Origin of the sequence: Microbacterium sp. BK668, from assembly GCF_004362195.1 — a bacterium.
Classification (GTDB): Bacteria; Actinomycetota; Actinomycetes; order Actinomycetales; family Microbacteriaceae; genus Microbacterium.
In genome coordinates this window covers 290,892-306,233 of record NZ_SNWG01000001.1, presented here as the reverse complement: position 1 = coordinate 306,233, position 15,342 = coordinate 290,892, and the positions used below count along the sequence as shown (strand labels likewise).

The window sequence follows — 15,342 nt, the reverse complement described above, 5'->3', positions numbered from 1 at the left end:
CATGTCGGTCGGTCTGCTCGCGGTGGTGGACGACATCCTCACCGCCGCCGTCAAGGCGAGCGCGAAGACAGCCGGTGTGGTCATCGATGACGCGGCCGTCACTCCTCAGTACGTGCAGGGAGTGACGCCCGCGCGCGAGCTGCCGATCGTCGGCGCGATCGCCCTCGGTAGCCTCGTCAACAAGTTCGTCATCATCATTCCGCTCGCCCTGCTGCTCACCGCCTTCGCACCGTGGGTGCTTCCGTGGCTGCTCATCGTGGGCGGCATGTACCTGTGCTTCGAAGGCGCGGAGAAGGTACTGGAATGGTTCGGCGTCCACCACGGGCCCGGTCAGGACGGTCCGCGGGACGAGCGAAAGCTCGTGTTCGGCGCGATCCGGACCGACCTCATCCTGAGCACGGAGATCATGCTGATCTCCTTGGCGAGCCTCGACGCCGGCTTCGGTATCTGGATGACGCTGGGTGCACTGTGCGTGATCGCTCTCGCCATGACGTTGCTCGTCTACGGAGCCGTTGCCCTGCTGGTCAAGATAGACGACGTCGGAGTCGGGATGACGCGAAGCCCGGTGGGGAGGGTGCGCAGCACCGGGGAGTCGATCGTGCGATCCATGCCTACGGTCTTCCGCATCATCAGCATCGTCGGCACGGTGGCCATGCTGTGGGTGGGTGGTCACCTCGTGATCGCGAATCTGGCGGAAACGGTCTGGGAAGGACCGTACGACCTGCTGCACACCGTCACCCACTGGGTGGAGTCGCTCGGGCCGGTCGTAGCGTGGGTCGTGGACACCGTTCTGTCGGGCGTGTTCGGTCTCGTGCTCGGACTGATCATCGCGGGCATCGTCCTGGCGGTGAGGAGAGTCCTCAGGGCCGGCGCCCCCGTCGACGCCTCGCACTGAGACGACGCACGCAGGCTGTCGCTCGGCCGTCGGACGGTGGACCCGGAGCGGAACGCGCCCGTGATCACCGAGTGCTCGTACCGGTGGCGCGTGCGCCACTCCTCGACCGGGCGACCCGAGACACAGCCGCCCCCGCGATCACGGTGAGCATTCCCAGGACCAGCAGCGGCCAGCTGTCGGATCCCGTCGGCGCGAGTTCCGGCCCCGGAGTATCGGGATCGGTGCCCTCCGGGATCGGCTCGATGACGACACGTGCGAGCGCGACGGCGCTCAACTGATCAGCGCCCTCGACGTCGCCCCGAGAGCCGGTCACGACTGCGGCGTTGTCGATCTCGCCGAGACTGGCGTCCTCAGCAGTGACGACGTACTGCACGCTTCGCGAGATCGACTCGCCCGGGGGCAGGGGCAGGAGGTCGGGATCATCGTCGATCACCACTCCGAGCCGGTCATCCACCAGCTGGTCGATCAGCAGCGGCACCGTCCCGGTGTTCGTCCCCGCATACGTGTAGGTGACGACATCGCCGACCCGCGCCGAGGCCACATCCGGCGTCTTGGTGAAGGTGAAGCTCACCTGGCCGATGCATCGACCGATGGTCACATCCGCGGAGAGGGATGCCGGGGGTCTGGGCGCGGGAGCGTCGGGCGCCGCGGCGATGTCCAGCTCGAGCGTGATGACTTCGGTGTCCGCGGGGCTCGGCACGGTCTCCGTCGCTGTGGCGATGGATCCCTCGCCGATGACCTCCGGCGAGAAGGTCAGCGCGCGGTTGGAGTCGGCGATGACGGCGTCACCGGGACCGCCGTTGAAGAGGACCCATTCGATCGTGTAGGTGCTCGTCACCGGGTCGCACGTCGCGGACCCGGCCAGGGCATCCGGCGCAGGGGGATCAGGGAGAACGGAGACGCTTGCATCCGCGACCGCGCTGAGGGAGTCGGTGGCGCCGACGGGGAGCACCGTGACGACCGCCGCATTGTCGATCCGGCCGAGCGCGGCATCCTGCGCGGTCACCGTGTACGGAACCTCCCTCGTGAGCGACCCCCCGGGCGGAACGATGGTGACCTCGGGCTCCTGGATCACGATGCCCAGACGGTCGTCGACGAGCTGCGTCACTTCGAGGTCGACGGCGCCGGTGTTCGTGCCGGCGTAGGTGTACGTGATGACGTCCCCGACGCCGGCGGTCTCGACGCTCGCGCTCTTGGTGAAGGTGAAGGAGGCAACGGGCCCTTCGCACTTGCCCAGCACGACGGTGCTCGTGAGAGTCTCCGTGATCCCGGACCCGAGATCGACACCGACCGTGAGCGGGCGCGTGACGCTCCCCGAGGCCGGCGCACCGACGGTTTCCGTCGCGGAAGCCACGACATTCGGCGGGACCGGGTTCGGGGTCAGGACGAGGCCCGGGATGCTGACCGAGGTCACCGTGGATGGGCCGGTGCCGTTGTTGCGGAGCTTCCACGTGACTGTGAAGGCGCCCGTCCCGGGCACGCAGACGGCGTCGCCCTCGAGGGAGGAGCAGGCCTTGTTGTTGGCGGCCTTCGTCGCCACCGTCACGCCCTCCACGATCAATTGAGTCGTGTTCGCCGCATTCGGGTCGGCGGCGGCCGGCACCAGCACGAACGACTGTCCGGGCGGGGCGGAGTGCTGGACCGTCGCGCCGGAGTTCTGATTGCGCAGCGTGACCGTCGTCATCGCACCCGTGTTGTTCGTCACGCGGAAGCGGCGGGACTCCGGGAAGTCCTGGGACGGCGTGCAGAACGACGTCAGCCCCCAGCCGGCGGCGCGTGGAGCCGCCGATGCGGCCGGGAGCGCGCCGACGATGCCGGCACCGGCGGACGCACACATCGCGATCAGGGCCGCCACGAGAGCGAGCGCCCACGCGGATGGTCGCGAGCGGCTGCCGTGACGGGGGGACTTCTCAGCGCCGTTCTGCGGCTCACCCATGAACCTCATGCGGGAAGCATAGCGGCGAGGATCGTGTCGGCGGCCGGGCGGGGGCTTCGCGGGAAGTGCGAAACCCCCGCGATGTAGAAGCTACGCGGGGGTTCCTGGGGTGATTGTAACGATCACCCTTGTGGCTCCGACCGGCATCGATCCGGTGACCTTTCGATTTTCAGTCGAACGCTCTACCAACTGAGCTACAGAGCCGCACGGAGGTGCCGAGGCATCCTCCGCGTCCTAGACGAAAGGCCCTCTGAAACCAAAGGGCCTGTCGCTCCGGAGCGACCCTGACGGGACTTGAACCCGCGACCTCCGCCGTGACAGGGCGGCACGCTAACCAACTGCGCTACAGGGCCATGCTTGTTCAATTGTGTTCGGCTGGGTGACCCCAACGGGATTCGAACCCGTGCTACCGCCGTGAAAGGGCGGCGTCCTAGGCCGCTAAACGATGGGGCCGGATGAACCCCTGGCTCATCGCCCGGCGCTCACGCTTACCGACGCTCAAGCATACGAGATCGGAATCGAAACCGCCAATCGACGCACGTCGCACGTTCGCGCGGGGGCGAGGTCGCCGCGGATAATCCGTGCGAAACCGCCCGATCCGGGGCACCATGGAACGAGACCACCTCTTGCGCCTGTGACTGACGTTGCTAGTGTGAAAAGAGTTGTCCGAATCGGGAGGACCCGCGTGGAGCAGGATCACGCCCTTGTGGATTGCGGCTGCGCGCCCACTCCGCAGGAGCGTCGCGCCCTCTGGCCCGCGATGAACCGCCGGACCGCGCTGGGTCTCGGCGTCATCGGGATCGTCGGTCTCGCCGCGGTCGGCGGTCCGCTTCTTCCCGCCGCCTTCGCCGCGGACTACCCCTCGTGGGACGACGTGCAGGCTGCCCGCGCCAACGAGGCCGCCAAGGGACAGGAGATCCAGAGGATCCAGGGTCTCATCGCGAGCCTCACCAGCGAGGTCGCCCGGACCCAGGCCGAGGCGGAGGCCCGGGCCGCGGAGTTCTACCAGGCGCAGCAGGAGTACTTCGACGCCTCGCAGCGCGCCGACCAGCTGCAGGCGCAGGCGGACGAGCAGGCGTCGAAGGCGGTGGATGCCGCGAACAAGGCCGGCCGCGTCGCCGCCCAGCTGTACCGCAACGGCGGCGACGACACGTCGCTCCAGCTCTTCTTCGCCGGTTCGGCCGCCAGCGCCGACGACCTGCTCGCGCGGCTCGGCACGATGGACCAGCTCATCGGCCGCAACCAGGCGGTCTATGCCGACGCCATCACGGCGCGCGACGCGGCGCAGAGCCTGAGCGATCAGGCCGTCGTCGCCCGCGACGAGCGCGACCGCCTCCAGCAGGTCGCCGAGCAGAAGATGAACGAGGCCCAGGCGGCCGCCGATGCGGCGGCGGCGGCCCTCGAGGCCCAGCAGACGCACCTCGTCGAGCTGCAGGCGCAGCTGGCAGCGCTCCAGGACACGACCGCGAAGACCCTCGCCGACTACCAGGCGGGCGTCGAGGCCGAGCGCAGGGCCCGCGAGGAGGCCGAGCGCAAGGCGCGGGAGGAGGCCGAGCGCCTCGCGCGGCTGGCCGCTCAGAGCGGCGGCGGCGGCGGAGGAGGCGGCGGCGGTGGGGGCGGCAACGGCGGAGCCGTCACGGCGTCCGGCTGGTCGCGCCCGTCGTCGGGGTGGCGCACGTCCGGGTACGGGCCGCGGTCGCAGCAGTGCGGCAACGGCTACTGCTCGACGAGCTGGCACTATGGCGTCGACCTCGCCTCCGGCTGCGGCTCGGCCATCTACGCCGCCAACAGCGGCACCGTCCGGTACGCGGGCCCCAACGGCGGCTACGGCAACTACGTCAAGATCGACCACGGCGGCGGCATCGGAACGGGCTACGGCCACATCCAGAACGGCGGCATCCTCGTCCGCAGCGGGCAGTGGGTGAACTCGGGTCAGCTCATCGCCCTCGAGGGAAACACCGGTAACTCCTTCGGCTGCCACGTGCACTTCGAGGTGTACATCAACGGCAGCCCGACAAACCCCGCGCCCTTCATGGCGGACCGCGGCGTCTACATCTGAATCGGTTGGGCGCGCTCCCTCCGCCTCACGGGACGCGGGAGGGGACGGATGCCGCAGCATCCGCCCCCTCGCACGAAACCCGATCAGAGGGTGTTCGGCGCTTCGCCCTCACCCTGGGTAGCGGTCTGACCCTCGTGCTCGGTGAAGCGCTCGAAAGCCTCGGCGACGAGGCGCTCGGCCTCCGCCGCGTCCGCCCACTGGTCGACCTTGACCCACTTGCCGGGCTCGAGGTCCTTGTAGTGCTCGAAGAAGTGGGTGATCTCCTTCTGCGTGTACTCGGGGATGTCGCCCACGTCCTGGATGTGCGCCCAGCGCGGGTCCTTCGCGAGCACCGCGACGACCTTGTCGTCACCGCCGGCCTCGTCGCTCATCTTCAGCACGCCGACCGGGCGGACCTTCGCCAGGATGCCGGGGGCGAGATCGTGGTCGAGCAGCACGAGCACGTCGAGCGGGTCGCCGTCCTCACCGAGGGTGTTCTCGAAGAAGCCGTAGTTGGTCGGGTAGCCCATCGGCGTGTACAGGATGCGGTCGAGGAAGACGCGGCCCGTGCCGTGGTCGACCTCGTACTTGATCTTGCTGTTGCGCGGGATCTCGATGACGGCGTCGTACGCGCCCATGGGGGACTCCTTCAGAAGACGGTGGGGATGCCGCGACCAGCCTAGTAGGGGCCCTCCGCGCGTTTCGTCTCGCTTCGCTCGCTCAACGACCGGGCCTGTGCTCCCGGTCGTTGAGCGAGGGAGCGCAGCGACCGAGACGAAACGCGCCTGATCCGCGGACTAGCGTGGTGCCGTGCCGCATCGCCCGAGCCTCGCCCCCGCCGTCGCGGAGATCCGCCGTGCGGTGCGGGCGGCGCTCAGCGGCATCCCCGCCGGTTCGTCCGTCCTGGTCGCGCTGTCGGGTGGCGCCGACTCCCTGGCTCTCGCCGCCGCGACCGCGTTCGAGGCCCGCAACGCCGGGCTCGAAGCGGTGACCGTCACCGTCGACCACGGGCTTCAGGACGGGTCGACGGATGCCGCGGCCACCGCCGCCGCCCAGTCGCGGTCGCTCGGGCTCGAAGCGCGCGTGGTGCGGGTCGAGGTCGGCCGCGAGGGCGGACGCGAAGCCGCCGCCCGCGCTGCGCGCTACGCAGCGCTGCGGGACGCGGCATCCACGCTCCGGGCGGCCGCCGTCCTCACCGGGCACACCCTCGACGACCAGGCCGAGACGGTGCTGCTCGGACTGTCCCGCGGATCGGGCGCCGCGAGCCTGCAGGGCATGGCCGCGGTCTCGGAGCTCGCGCACGGCATCGCGCTGCTGCGGCCTCTGCTGGGCGTCCGGCGGGCGACGACGCGCGCCGCCTGCGCCGCCGAGGGCCTCGAGCCGTGGGACGACCCGCATAACAGCGACCCGTCCTACGCCCGGGTCCGGGTGCGGCAGCGCGTGCTGCCCGTGCTCGAGGCCGAGCTCGGGCCGGGCATGGCCGAGGCGCTCGCCCGCACGGCCGAGCAGCTCCGCGAGGACTCCGAGGCGTTCGACGAGATGATCGACGAGACGATCGAAGACCTGGTCGAGCACGCCGAGGCAGGGATCTCGGTGTCGGTGCCGGCGCTCGCCGCGAACCCGCCGGCGCTGCGCAACCGCATCATCCGGCACGTGGTCCACGCCGAGTTCGGCGAGAGCCTCACGCGCATGCAGACCCTCGAGGTCGCCCGCCTGGTCACGGCGTGGTCGGGCCAGGGGCCGATCGACCTGCCGGGATGCCGGGCCCGCCGCGTCGGCGCGCGGCTGGAGTTCGCCGCCCGGTGACCCCGAACCGCCCGCTCCCGAGACTTTCACCGCGCGAGGCTGTCACTTGGCGCATGCCGTCGCTTCGGCCGCCGTCTCACGACGGGGTGCGCCGAGCGAGCGAGGGGATGCCGCGGGGTGCCCGCGAGGGCGGGACAATAGACTCGGACGCATGCGCGCGGCGGACATCCAGACCGACATCACCGACGTCCTCGTGACGGAGGAGCAGATCCAGGAGAAGCTCCTCGAGATCGCGGCTCAGGTCGCCGACGACTACGCCGGCAAGGAGCTCATCCTCGTCGGCGTCCTGAAGGGCGCCGTCATGGTGATGGCCGACTTCTCGCGCGCGCTCCCCTTCGCCGTGCCGATGGACTGGATGGCCGTCTCCTCGTACGGAGCGGGCACGAAGTCCAGCGGTGTCGTGCAGATCCGCAAAGACCTCGACACCGACATCCACGACAAGCACGTGCTCATCGTCGAGGACATCATCGACTCGGGCCTGACCCTCAGCTGGCTGCTCGAGAACTTCGCCTCCCGGGGCGCGGCTTCGGTCGAGGTGTTCGCGCTGCTGCGCAAGCCCGAGGCCGCTAAGGTCCATGTGCCCTGCCGCTACATCGGTTTCGAGATCCCGAACGAGTTCGTGATCGGGTACGGGCTCGACTACGCCGAGAGATACCGCAACCTGCGCGACGTCGCCGTGCTCGCCCCCCACGTCTACGAATAACCGGGCGTTCGCCTCGTCCTGATACGGCCCCTACGGCTCGCCGCGCCCGCTCGACGACCCGGAGTCGCGCTGTACGCCGTGGGCGAATGCACAGCGGAGGCATAGTCGGCCCGCGATACCCTGAATCCACCGTCGCCGCAATGCCCTCTGCGTGTCGGCGGCTGGCTGACGAAGGGAACGGGCGTCGCCCGCACCATGGACCTCAAGAAGATCACCCGCAATCCGCTCTTCTACGTCTTGATGATCGGGTTCCTCCTCATCGTGGGGTTCTCGCTCATCTCGAGCCTGGGCGGAGCGAAGCAGATCTCGACGCAGGAGGGGCTCAAGCTCCTCGGCGGCACGACGGTGACCGAGGTCACGAACACCGACGGCGACCAGCGCGTCGACATGACGCTGGCCGAGCCGTACGAGGGCGCGACGGACGTGCAGTTCTACTACGTCACGGCGCGTGCCGAAGAGGTCGTGCAGGCGATCGACGCCGCCGACCCCAAGGACGGCTTCAACGACGCCGTCCCGCGTGCGACCTGGTTCGACGGGTTCATCTCGCTCTTCCTCCCGATCCTGCTGCTCGGTCTGCTCTTCTGGTTCCTCCTTTCCTCGGCGCAGGGCGGCGGCAGCAAGGTGATGCAGTTCGGGAAGTCGCGCGCGAAGCTCGTGACCAAGGAGACGCCGACGGTCACCTTCGGCGACGTCGCCGGCTCCGACGAGGCGATCGAGGAGCTGCAGGAGATCAAGGACTTCCTGAAGGACCCCGCCAAGTTCCAGGCCGTCGGCGCGCGCATCCCCAAGGGCGTGCTGCTGTACGGCCCTCCCGGAACGGGAAAGACCCTGCTCGCGCGCGCCGTCGCGGGTGAGGCGGGCGTCCCGTTCTACTCGATCTCGGGCTCGGACTTCGTCGAGATGTTCGTCGGCGTCGGCGCCTCGCGCGTGCGCGACCTGTTCAACCAGGCCAAGGAGAGCGCGCCGGCCATCATCTTCATCGACGAGATCGACGCGGTCGGCCGGCACCGCGGCGCCGGGCTCGGCGGCGGGCACGACGAGCGCGAGCAGACGCTGAACCAGATGCTCGTCGAGATGGACGGCTTCGACCCCAAGGCGAACGTCATCGTCATCGCGGCGACCAACCGCCCCGACATCCTCGATCCGGCGCTGCTGCGTCCCGGCCGCTTCGACCGGCAGATCGGCGTCGACGCACCCGACCTCAAGGGCCGCCAGAAGATCCTCGAGGTGCACGGGCGCGGCAAGCCGCTGGCCGACGGAGTGGATCTCGAAGTCGTCGCCCGCAAGACGCCCGGGTTCACCGGCGCCGACCTCGCCAACGTGCTCAACGAGGCGGCGCTGCTCACCGCCCGCTCGAACGCGCAGCTCATCGACAACCGCGCTCTCGACGAGGCGATCGACCGCGTCCTCGCCGGTCCCCAGCGCCGCACCCGCGTCATGAAGGACAAGGAGAAGCTCATCACGGCCTACCACGAGGGCGGACACGCGCTCGCGGCGGCGGCGATGAACCACACCGACCCGGTCACGAAGGTCACGATCCTGCCCCGCGGCCGTGCCCTCGGCTACACGATGGTGCTTCCCCTCGACGACAAGTACTCCGTCACGCGCAATGAGCTGCAGGACCAGCTCACCTACGCGATGGGCGGACGCGTCGCGGAGGAGATCGTCTTCCACGACCCGACGACGGGCGCATCGAACGACATCGAGAAGGCCACCGGCATCGCCCGCAAGATGGTCACCGAGTACGGCATGACGACCGACGTCGGTCCGGTCAAGCTCGGACAGGCCTCCGGCGAGATGTTCCTCGGCCGCGACATGGGCCACGGCCGCGACTTCTCGGAGCGCGTCGCGGAGCGGGTCGACCAGCAGGTGCGCGTGCTCATCGAGCAGGCGCACAACGAGGCCTACCAGGTCATCAACGACAACCGCGAGGTGCTCGACCGGCTCGCGCTGGCGCTGCTCGAGAAGGAGACCCTGGATCACCTCGAGCTCGCCGAGATCTTCAAGGACGTCAAGAAGCTGCCGCCCCGCCCCCAGTGGCTCTCGAGCAGCGATCGTCCGGTGTCGGCGCTGCCGCCCGTCGACGTGCCCCGTCGCCCCGAGCCGGTCGGTGTCGCTGCCTCGGTCGAGCAGCAGCCCGACGCCGAGAAGGCCCCGCGCCGCCGCCCGAGCGGACAGGCGCGCCCCGCGACCGCATAGGCTCGGCCCATGGCCGTCGATCGGGAGCGCGTTGCCGCGCTCGTGCGCGAGATCCTCGAGGCGATCGGGGAGGACCCCGACCGCCCGGGGCTGAAGGCGACTCCGCAGCGGGTCGCCGACGCCTACGCGGAGTTCTTCGCGGGGGTGGGGGAGGATGCCTCGGCTCCACTGCAGCACACCATCTCGATCTCGCACGGGCCGGCGCCCGAAACCTCCGCCTCGGGGGCGGTGATGCTCCGCGACATCCACTTCCGTTCGGTCTGCGAGCACCACCTGCTGCTCTTCCGCGGCAAGGCGCACATCGCCTACCTCCCGGGCGACCAGGTCGTGGGCCTCGGAGCCCTCCCGAAGGTCGTCGATGTGCTCGCGGCGCGCCCGCAGGTCCAGGAGCGACTGGGTGAGCAGATCGCCGACGCGATCTCGGACGCCCTCGACACGCGGGGCGTGCTCGTGGTGCTCGAGGCGACCCACGGCTGCGTCACGATGCGCGGCGAGCGGCAGCGCGAGGCATCCACCGTCACGATCGCGGCGCGGGGAGAGCTCGCCGAGCCCGCCGCCCGGGCCGAGCTCATCGCCCTCATCGGCGCCGGCAGGGATTGAGGCCGCGCACGCGATGACCTGCCTCGTCATGGGGATCGTGAACGTCACGCCCGACTCGTTCAGCGACGGCGGACGTTTCCTCGCCGCGGATGCCGCGATCGCGCACGGGCTGCTGCTGCGCGCGCAGGGGGCTTCGATCCTGGATGTCGGAGGAGAGTCGACGCGGCCGGGCGCCGAGCGCGTCGACCCCGCCGTCGAGCAGGAGCGGGTCCTCCCCGTCGTGTCGGCCCTCGCCGGGTCGGGTGCGACGGTCAGCATCGACACGATGAACTCCTCGACGGCGATCGCCGCTGTGGAAGCGGGCGCGCGGCTCGTCAACGACGTGTCCGGCGGCCTGTCCGACCCCGACATGCTCGCCGCGGTCGCGGGCACCGATGCCGACATCGTGCTGCAGCACTGGCGCGGGTCGTCGGCCGACATGTACGCGCGCGCGGTCTACGACGAGGTCGTCACCGACGTCGTGCTCGAGCTGTCGTCGCGCGTCGACGCCGCCATGGCTGCGGGCATCCCGCCGTCGCGCGTCATCGTCGATCCCGGTATCGGCTTCGGGAAGAAGGGCGCGCAGAACTGGGCGGTGCTCCACGGCCTCGCCCGCGTGGTGGGGATGGGTCCGCGAGTGCTCGTCGGCACGAGCCGCAAGCGTTTCCTCGCCGAGACGCTCGAACCGGCGGGGGACGAGGCATCCGTCGCCCGTCGCGACCTCGCGACCGCGGTCACGAGCGTCCTCGCCGCGCACGCGGGCGTGTGGGGCGTGCGCGTGCACGACGTCGCCGCGACCGTGGATGCGCTCAAGGTCGCCGAGGCCTGGGAGAGTGGATCGCGATGGACTTCTTAGACGAGATCACGATCACCGGCATCCGCGCATTCGGCCATCACGGCGTATACGAGGACGAGAAGCGCGATGGTCAGGAGTTCGTCGTCGACGTCGCGCTGCACCTCCCGCTGCGCGCGGCTGCGGCGACCGACGACGTGGCCGACACCGTCCACTACGGCGAACTCGCCGAGCAGATCGCGGGCATCGTCTCGGGCGAGCCCGTCGACCTCCTCGAGACGCTCGCGAGCCGCATCGCCGACGCGGTCCTCGCGAATGACCTCGTGCAGGTCGTGAAGGTCACGGTGCACAAGCCCTCGGCCCCCATCGCGGTGCCCTTCGGCGACGTCGCGGTGACGCTCCATCGGGGGCGGATCGCATCATGAACCGCCGGCTGGCTCAGGGTTTCCACGGCGACGCGGCGTCGGTCGACCGCGAGCCGGTGCGCGCCGTCGTGGCGCTCGGCGCGAATCTCGGCGACCGGGCGGCGACACTGCGCGAGGCCGTCGCGGCACTAGAGGCGCTGCCCCTCACCGATTCCGTGCGAACCGCTGACGTCGTCGAATCGGTCGCCCTCAAGATCGACGGGCCGGATGCCTCGGCCCCGACGTACTTCAACACCGTCGCCATCGTCGAGACCCGCCTCGCCCCGTCGGTGCTGCTGTCGTACCTGCACGCGATCGAGGCGCAGCACGGACGCGAGCGCCGGGAGCGCTGGGGCGACCGCACGCTCGACCTCGACCTGATCGCCTACGGCGATGTCGTCAGCGACGAGCCGAACCTCCGGCTGCCCCATCCCCGTGCCGCCGAGCGCGATTTCGTGCTCGCCCCCTGGCTCACGCTCGATCCGGACGCCGAGCTGCCCGGACGAGGCCGCGTCGCCGACCTCCTGGCGCGCATCCGGGGGGCTTCGTGAAGCGCACCGGACCCGGCGTCCTCGTCGTAGCCGTCGCCATAGGCCTCGCCGCGGGATTCCTCGTCGACCAGCTGCTGACGGCTGCGGGCAGGCCGACGTTCATCCCGAGCGTGACGCTGCCGATCCTGCTCGTGCTGCTCGGCGTGTTCGTCGTCCTCCTGGCCGTGCCGATCCGTCGCGCGACCCGAGGCACGGCCGGCACGCCGGTGAATCCGTTCCGCGCGCTGCGCATCGCGATGCTCGCAAAAGCCTCGAGCATCGTCGGAGCGGTGTTCGCGGGCTTCGGCGGCGGGCTCACGATCTTCCTCCTGACCCGCCCCGTCACGCCCTCGGTAGGCTCCTGGGGAGCGGTGCTCGCGACGATCGCCAGCGGAGCGCTGCTCGTCGCCGCGGGCCTGATCGCCGAACACCTGTGCACCATCCGGAAGGACGACGATGACGAACACCCCGGCGACCCCGGTCCCGGATTCGACGCCCAGCCGCACTGACGCCGTCCCGCACGCGGCGCCGTCCTCACCGCTCGAGCCGTCAGCGGGCCCGGCGGCCGCCCTCGACCACGGCACCTACACGCATCTGGCCGAGCCGAGATCGCCCCACCGCCTCGAGCTCGCGCAGGGCGTCTGGCACCAGATCTCGCGCAAGTATCTGTGGGTCCAGCTCATCTCGTCGGGGACGGTGCTCGTGCTCGTGGTCGTCGCGGTCGCCGTGATCACCCTCGTGCTGGGCCAGCCGTGGGCGCTCATCCCCGGAACGATCGTCGCCGTCATCATGGTCTGGACGATGGTGATCCTGCCGCGGCAGCTGAAGGCGATCGGATACCAGCTGCGCGAGGACGACCTCGTCTTCCGCCGCGGCATCCTGTGGCAGCGCATGGTGGCGGTCCCGTACGGCCGCATGCAGCTCGTCGACATCACCCACGGACCCCTCGACCGGGGCTTCGGCATCGCGCAGCTCAAGTTCGTGACCGCCGCCGCGACGACGGGCGTGACGATCCCGGGGCTCGAGCAGGCGACGGCCGAGACGCTGCGCGACCACCTGGTGGCCGTCGCCGAGAGCCGCCGGACCGGACTATGACCGACGACCCCCGGCCGGGCGGCGCGCCGCCGGATCCTCAGGCGACGGCGATGGATGCCGCGTCCCCCGCGCCCCCGCAGACCCTCGTGCGCTCCCCGCTCAGCGACGGCGACTGGCACCGCCTGCACCCCCTGACCCCGCTCCTGCGGGGCGGGCTGTTCCTCGTCGTCGTCATCGGCATCGTGATCGCGAATCTGCGCGACCGGCTGGTGTACCTCTTCCTCCCGATGTTCGCTCCCGACCTCCCGGCCGAGGAGCTCGAGGAATGGGAGGGAGCCGGGGACCCGATCGACTTCATCGTCGCGAACAACCTGTACCTCGCCGCCGGCGTCGCCGTGCTCCTGGTGCTCATCGCGCTCACGGTGATCTTCTACCTCTCCTGGCGCTTCCACACCTTCCGGATCACGGGCGACGACGTCGAAGTGCGCAGTGGCATCCTTTTCCGCACGCAGCGCCGGGCTCCGCTCGACCGCGTCCAGGGGGTCAACCTGACGCGCCCGATGCTCGCCCGCCTGCTCGGCATGGCCAAGCTCGAGGTGGTCGGCGCGGGAACCGACGCGAACGTCAAGCTCGAGTACCTCTCCACGGCCAATGCCGAGGCCGTCAGGGCGGACATCCTCCGGCTCGCATCGGGTCGTCGCCTCGGCGAGGGCGGGGCGCGAGCATCCGACGGGGCCGCCCGTTCCCGCGTCGGCGCGCTCGGCCAGTCGGTCTCGCGCGGCATCACCGGCCTCATCGAAGGCGACGAGGCGCCCGCGCCCGTTCCGGACTCCGTCGTCAGCATCCCGGTTCCCCGGCTCATCGTCTCCCACGTCATCAGTCCGTCGACGGTCTTCCTCCTCGTCGGCATCGCCGCGATCGCGACGGGCTCCGCCCTCGGGTCGCCGTGGGTGCTCTTCGCGATGGTGCCGACGATCATCGGCTTCGTGGCGTACTGGATCCGCTCGATCGTCCGGTCGCTCCGCTACTCGATCGCGCCGACGCCCGACGGTGTGCGAATCACCTTCGGCCTGCTCACCACGATCACCGAGATCGTCCCGCCGGGTCGCGTCCACGCTGTGGAGGTCACGCAGTCGATCCTGTGGCGCGCGTTCGGGTGGTGGACGATCCGCATCAACCGCCTCACCGGCCGGAGCCTCAGCGACAGCTCGACCGACCAGTTCACGACGGTGCTCCCCGTCGGCACGACAGCCGACGTCGAGCGCGTGCTGAGGCTTCTGCTTCCGGATGTGCCGCCCGACGAGTGGCCCGTCATCGTCCGCGAGGGGATGCTCGGCCCCGAGCAGGACGACACCTTCGTCACCACGCCCCGCCGCGCCTGGTTCCTGCGGCCGCTGTCGTGGCGCCGCAACGGCTTCCGGCTGACCGCAGACGCCCTGCTCCTCCGCCGTGGGGTCATCTGGCGCAAGCTCGCGGTCATCCCCCTCGCCCGCATGCAGAGCCTCGCACTGCACCAGGGGCCGGTCGACCGGCTGGCCCGCGTCGCGAGCGCCCGTGCGCACACCGTCATGGGGCCGGTGTACTCCGCGGTGAACGCGATCGATCGCGACGCCGCGCTGGAGCTGTTCACGGATGCCGCGGCCGGCGCCGTGCGCGCGGCATCCGTCGACCGTTCCCACCGGTGGGCGCAGGAGAGCGCGTGAGCAGGGCGGGGCGGCTGGGCGTCGGGATCATCGGCGCAGGAAAGGTGGGGCCCGTCATCGGCGCCGCCCTCGCGGGGGCCGGTCATGCCCTCACCGGCATCACCGCAGGCGTCGACGAGGAGCGGGTGCAGGCGATCCTCCCCGGGATCCCCGTGCTCGACGCGCTCGAGGTCGTGCGCCGCAGCGAGCTCGTGGTCGTCGCCGTGCCGCGGGACGAGCTGCCGGGGCTGGTCACCGGTCTCGCCGAGGTCGGCGCCTGGCAGCCGGGGCAGCTCGTGCTCCACACGGACGCCTCCTTCGGGACCGGCGTGCTGGCTCCCGCCGCCGCGTCCGGAGCGATCCCGCTCGCCGTGCACCCCGCGATCGCCTTCACCGGAACGTCGATGGACCTGCGGCAGCTCTCGAACGCCTACGCGGCCGTGACGGCTCCGGCCGCGGTGCTGCCCATCGCGCAGGCCCTCGCGGTCGAGCTCGGGTGCGAGCCGGTCGTCATCGCCGAGTCCGACCGGCTCGCCTACGCGGAGGCGATCGCCATCTCGACGGAGTTCTCCCGCTCGATCGTCGCGCAGGCGGCCGAGCTGCTGCGCGGGGCGGGTGTGCCGCATCCCGGCTCGTACCTGTCGGCTCTCGTGCACTCGACCGTGGATCATGCGCTCTCGCAGGCGGGTTCGGCGGGTGCCGGCCCGCCCGCGGAGGCACTGGAGGGCTGACGAGCCCGAAC

15 protein-coding genes and 3 tRNA genes are annotated in these 15,342 nt (G+C 70.6%); 13 read left to right on the top strand and 5 right to left on the bottom strand.

What is annotated here, in order from left to right; all coding sequences use genetic code 11:
* Position 1: 1 nt before the first annotated feature.
* Positions 2–895, top strand: coding sequence for a DUF808 domain-containing protein (locus EV279_RS01395; RefSeq protein WP_133541158.1), 894 nt, complete (start codon positions 2–4; stop codon positions 893–895).
* Positions 896–959: 64 nt separating this feature from the next.
* Here the strand turns inward: EV279_RS01395 and EV279_RS01390 are convergent, their stop codons facing one another.
* From EV279_RS01390 to EV279_RS01375, 4 genes are all read right to left on the bottom strand, one after another.
* A complete protein-coding gene (locus EV279_RS01390) occupies positions 960–2,840 on the bottom strand; it encodes a hypothetical protein (RefSeq protein WP_133541157.1) in 1,881 nt (626 codons plus the stop codon).
* Between the two features lie 122 nt (positions 2,841–2,962).
* Positions 2,963–3,035: transfer RNA gene (locus tag EV279_RS01385), tRNA-Phe, on the bottom strand.
* Between the two features lie 75 nt (positions 3,036–3,110).
* Positions 3,111–3,184: transfer RNA gene (locus EV279_RS01380), tRNA-Asp, on the bottom strand.
* Positions 3,185–3,211: 27 nt separating this feature from the next.
* A tRNA-Glu gene (locus EV279_RS01375) sits at positions 3,212–3,284 on the bottom strand.
* A 307-nt stretch (positions 3,285–3,591) separates the two neighbouring features.
* Here EV279_RS01375 and EV279_RS01370 point away from each other — a divergent pair.
* Positions 3,592–4,890: a M23 family metallopeptidase gene (locus EV279_RS01370; RefSeq protein ID WP_133541156.1), complete on the top strand. Its 1,299-nt coding sequence runs from the start codon at positions 3,592–3,594 to the stop codon at positions 4,888–4,890.
* An 83-nt stretch (positions 4,891–4,973) separates the two neighbouring features.
* Here EV279_RS01370 and ppa read toward each other — a convergent pair whose 3' ends face one another.
* Positions 4,974–5,507 carry an inorganic diphosphatase gene (ppa, locus tag EV279_RS01365; protein WP_133541155.1) on the bottom strand — a complete coding sequence of 178 codons (534 nt, stop codon included), beginning with the start codon at positions 5,505–5,507 and terminating at the stop codon, positions 4,974–4,976.
* 172 nt (positions 5,508–5,679) lie between these two features.
* Between ppa and tilS the strand changes: the two genes are divergently transcribed.
* From tilS to EV279_RS01310, 11 genes are all read left to right on the top strand, one after another.
* Positions 5,680–6,675: a tRNA lysidine(34) synthetase TilS gene (gene tilS, locus EV279_RS01360; protein WP_133541154.1), complete on the top strand. Its 996-nt coding sequence runs from the start codon at positions 5,680–5,682 to the stop codon at positions 6,673–6,675.
* A 151-nt stretch (positions 6,676–6,826) separates the two neighbouring features.
* The gene (gene hpt, locus EV279_RS01355) at positions 6,827–7,378 is read left to right on the top strand and encodes a hypoxanthine phosphoribosyltransferase (protein WP_133541153.1); all 552 of its coding nucleotides are present in this window, start codon (positions 6,827–6,829) and stop codon (positions 7,376–7,378) included.
* Positions 7,379–7,573: 195 nt separating this feature from the next.
* Positions 7,574–9,577 carry an ATP-dependent zinc metalloprotease FtsH gene (gene ftsH / locus EV279_RS01350; RefSeq protein WP_133541152.1) on the top strand — a complete coding sequence of 668 codons (2,004 nt, stop codon included), beginning with the start codon at positions 7,574–7,576 and terminating at the stop codon, positions 9,575–9,577.
* 9 nt (positions 9,578–9,586) lie between these two features.
* Positions 9,587–10,177, top strand: a complete 591-nt coding sequence (gene folE / locus EV279_RS01345) for a GTP cyclohydrolase I (protein WP_133541151.1) — start codon at positions 9,587–9,589, stop codon at positions 10,175–10,177.
* A 13-nt stretch (positions 10,178–10,190) separates the two neighbouring features.
* Positions 10,191–11,012 carry a dihydropteroate synthase gene (folP, locus tag EV279_RS01340; protein ID WP_133541150.1) on the top strand — a complete coding sequence of 274 codons (822 nt, stop codon included), beginning with the start codon at positions 10,191–10,193 and terminating at the stop codon, positions 11,010–11,012.
* Complete coding sequence (gene folB, locus EV279_RS01335; RefSeq protein ID WP_133541149.1) at positions 11,000–11,374, top strand: dihydroneopterin aldolase; 375 nt, start codon at positions 11,000–11,002, stop codon at positions 11,372–11,374. Before folP ends, folB begins: the two co-directional genes overlap by 13 nt.
* On the top strand, positions 11,371–11,904 hold the full coding sequence (gene folK, locus EV279_RS01330; protein ID WP_133541148.1) for a 2-amino-4-hydroxy-6-hydroxymethyldihydropteridine diphosphokinase: 534 nt from the start codon (positions 11,371–11,373) through the stop codon (positions 11,902–11,904). The genes folB and folK overlap by 4 nt, the downstream gene beginning before the upstream one ends.
* The gene (locus tag EV279_RS01325; protein WP_133541147.1) at positions 11,901–12,392 is read left to right on the top strand and encodes a DUF3180 domain-containing protein; all 492 of its coding nucleotides are present in this window, start codon (positions 11,901–11,903) and stop codon (positions 12,390–12,392) included. The genes folK and EV279_RS01325 overlap by 4 nt, the downstream gene beginning before the upstream one ends.
* The gene (locus EV279_RS01320; protein ID WP_133541146.1) at positions 12,340–12,978 is read left to right on the top strand and encodes a PH domain-containing protein; all 639 of its coding nucleotides are present in this window, start codon (positions 12,340–12,342) and stop codon (positions 12,976–12,978) included. The genes EV279_RS01325 and EV279_RS01320 overlap by 53 nt, the downstream gene beginning before the upstream one ends.
* Positions 12,975–14,621, top strand: coding sequence for a PH domain-containing protein (locus tag EV279_RS01315; RefSeq protein ID WP_243728393.1), 1,647 nt, complete (start codon positions 12,975–12,977; stop codon positions 14,619–14,621). The genes EV279_RS01320 and EV279_RS01315 overlap by 4 nt, the downstream gene beginning before the upstream one ends.
* Entirely contained in the window at positions 14,618–15,331 is a 714-nt protein-coding gene (locus tag EV279_RS01310; protein WP_133541145.1) for a DUF2520 domain-containing protein, read from the top strand. The genes EV279_RS01315 and EV279_RS01310 overlap by 4 nt, the downstream gene beginning before the upstream one ends.
* Positions 15,332–15,342 lie beyond the last annotated feature (11 nt).

What these genes read in the sequence shown, in the direction of transcription:
- ftsH (WP_133541152.1), top strand. Translation starts at nt 7,574, where the DNA reads ATGGACCTCAAGAAGATCACCCGCAATCCGCTCTTCTACGTCTTGATG.
- EV279_RS01370 (WP_133541156.1), top strand. Translation starts at nt 3,592, where the DNA reads ATGAACCGCCGGACCGCGCTGGGTCTCGGCGTCATCGGGATCGTCGGT.
- EV279_RS01390 (WP_133541157.1), bottom strand. Translation starts at nt 2,840, where the DNA reads ATGAGGTTCATGGGTGAGCCGCAGAACGGCGCTGAGAAGTCCCCCCGT.
- folE (WP_133541151.1), top strand. Translation starts at nt 9,587, where the DNA reads ATGGCCGTCGATCGGGAGCGCGTTGCCGCGCTCGTGCGCGAGATCCTC.
- folK (WP_133541148.1), top strand. Translation starts at nt 11,371, where the DNA reads ATGAACCGCCGGCTGGCTCAGGGTTTCCACGGCGACGCGGCGTCGGTC.
- EV279_RS01315 (WP_243728393.1), top strand. Translation starts at nt 12,975, where the DNA reads ATGACCGACGACCCCCGGCCGGGCGGCGCGCCGCCGGATCCTCAGGCG.
- EV279_RS01395 (WP_133541158.1), top strand. Translation starts at nt 2, where the DNA reads ATGTCGGTCGGTCTGCTCGCGGTGGTGGACGACATCCTCACCGCCGCC.
- hpt (WP_133541153.1), top strand. Translation starts at nt 6,827, where the DNA reads ATGCGCGCGGCGGACATCCAGACCGACATCACCGACGTCCTCGTGACG.
- folP (WP_133541150.1), top strand. Translation starts at nt 10,191, where the DNA reads ATGACCTGCCTCGTCATGGGGATCGTGAACGTCACGCCCGACTCGTTC.
- EV279_RS01320 (WP_133541146.1), top strand. Translation starts at nt 12,340, where the DNA reads ATGACGAACACCCCGGCGACCCCGGTCCCGGATTCGACGCCCAGCCGC.
- ppa (WP_133541155.1), bottom strand. Translation starts at nt 5,507, where the DNA reads ATGGGCGCGTACGACGCCGTCATCGAGATCCCGCGCAACAGCAAGATC.
- folB (WP_133541149.1), top strand. Translation starts at nt 11,000, where the DNA reads ATGGACTTCTTAGACGAGATCACGATCACCGGCATCCGCGCATTCGGC.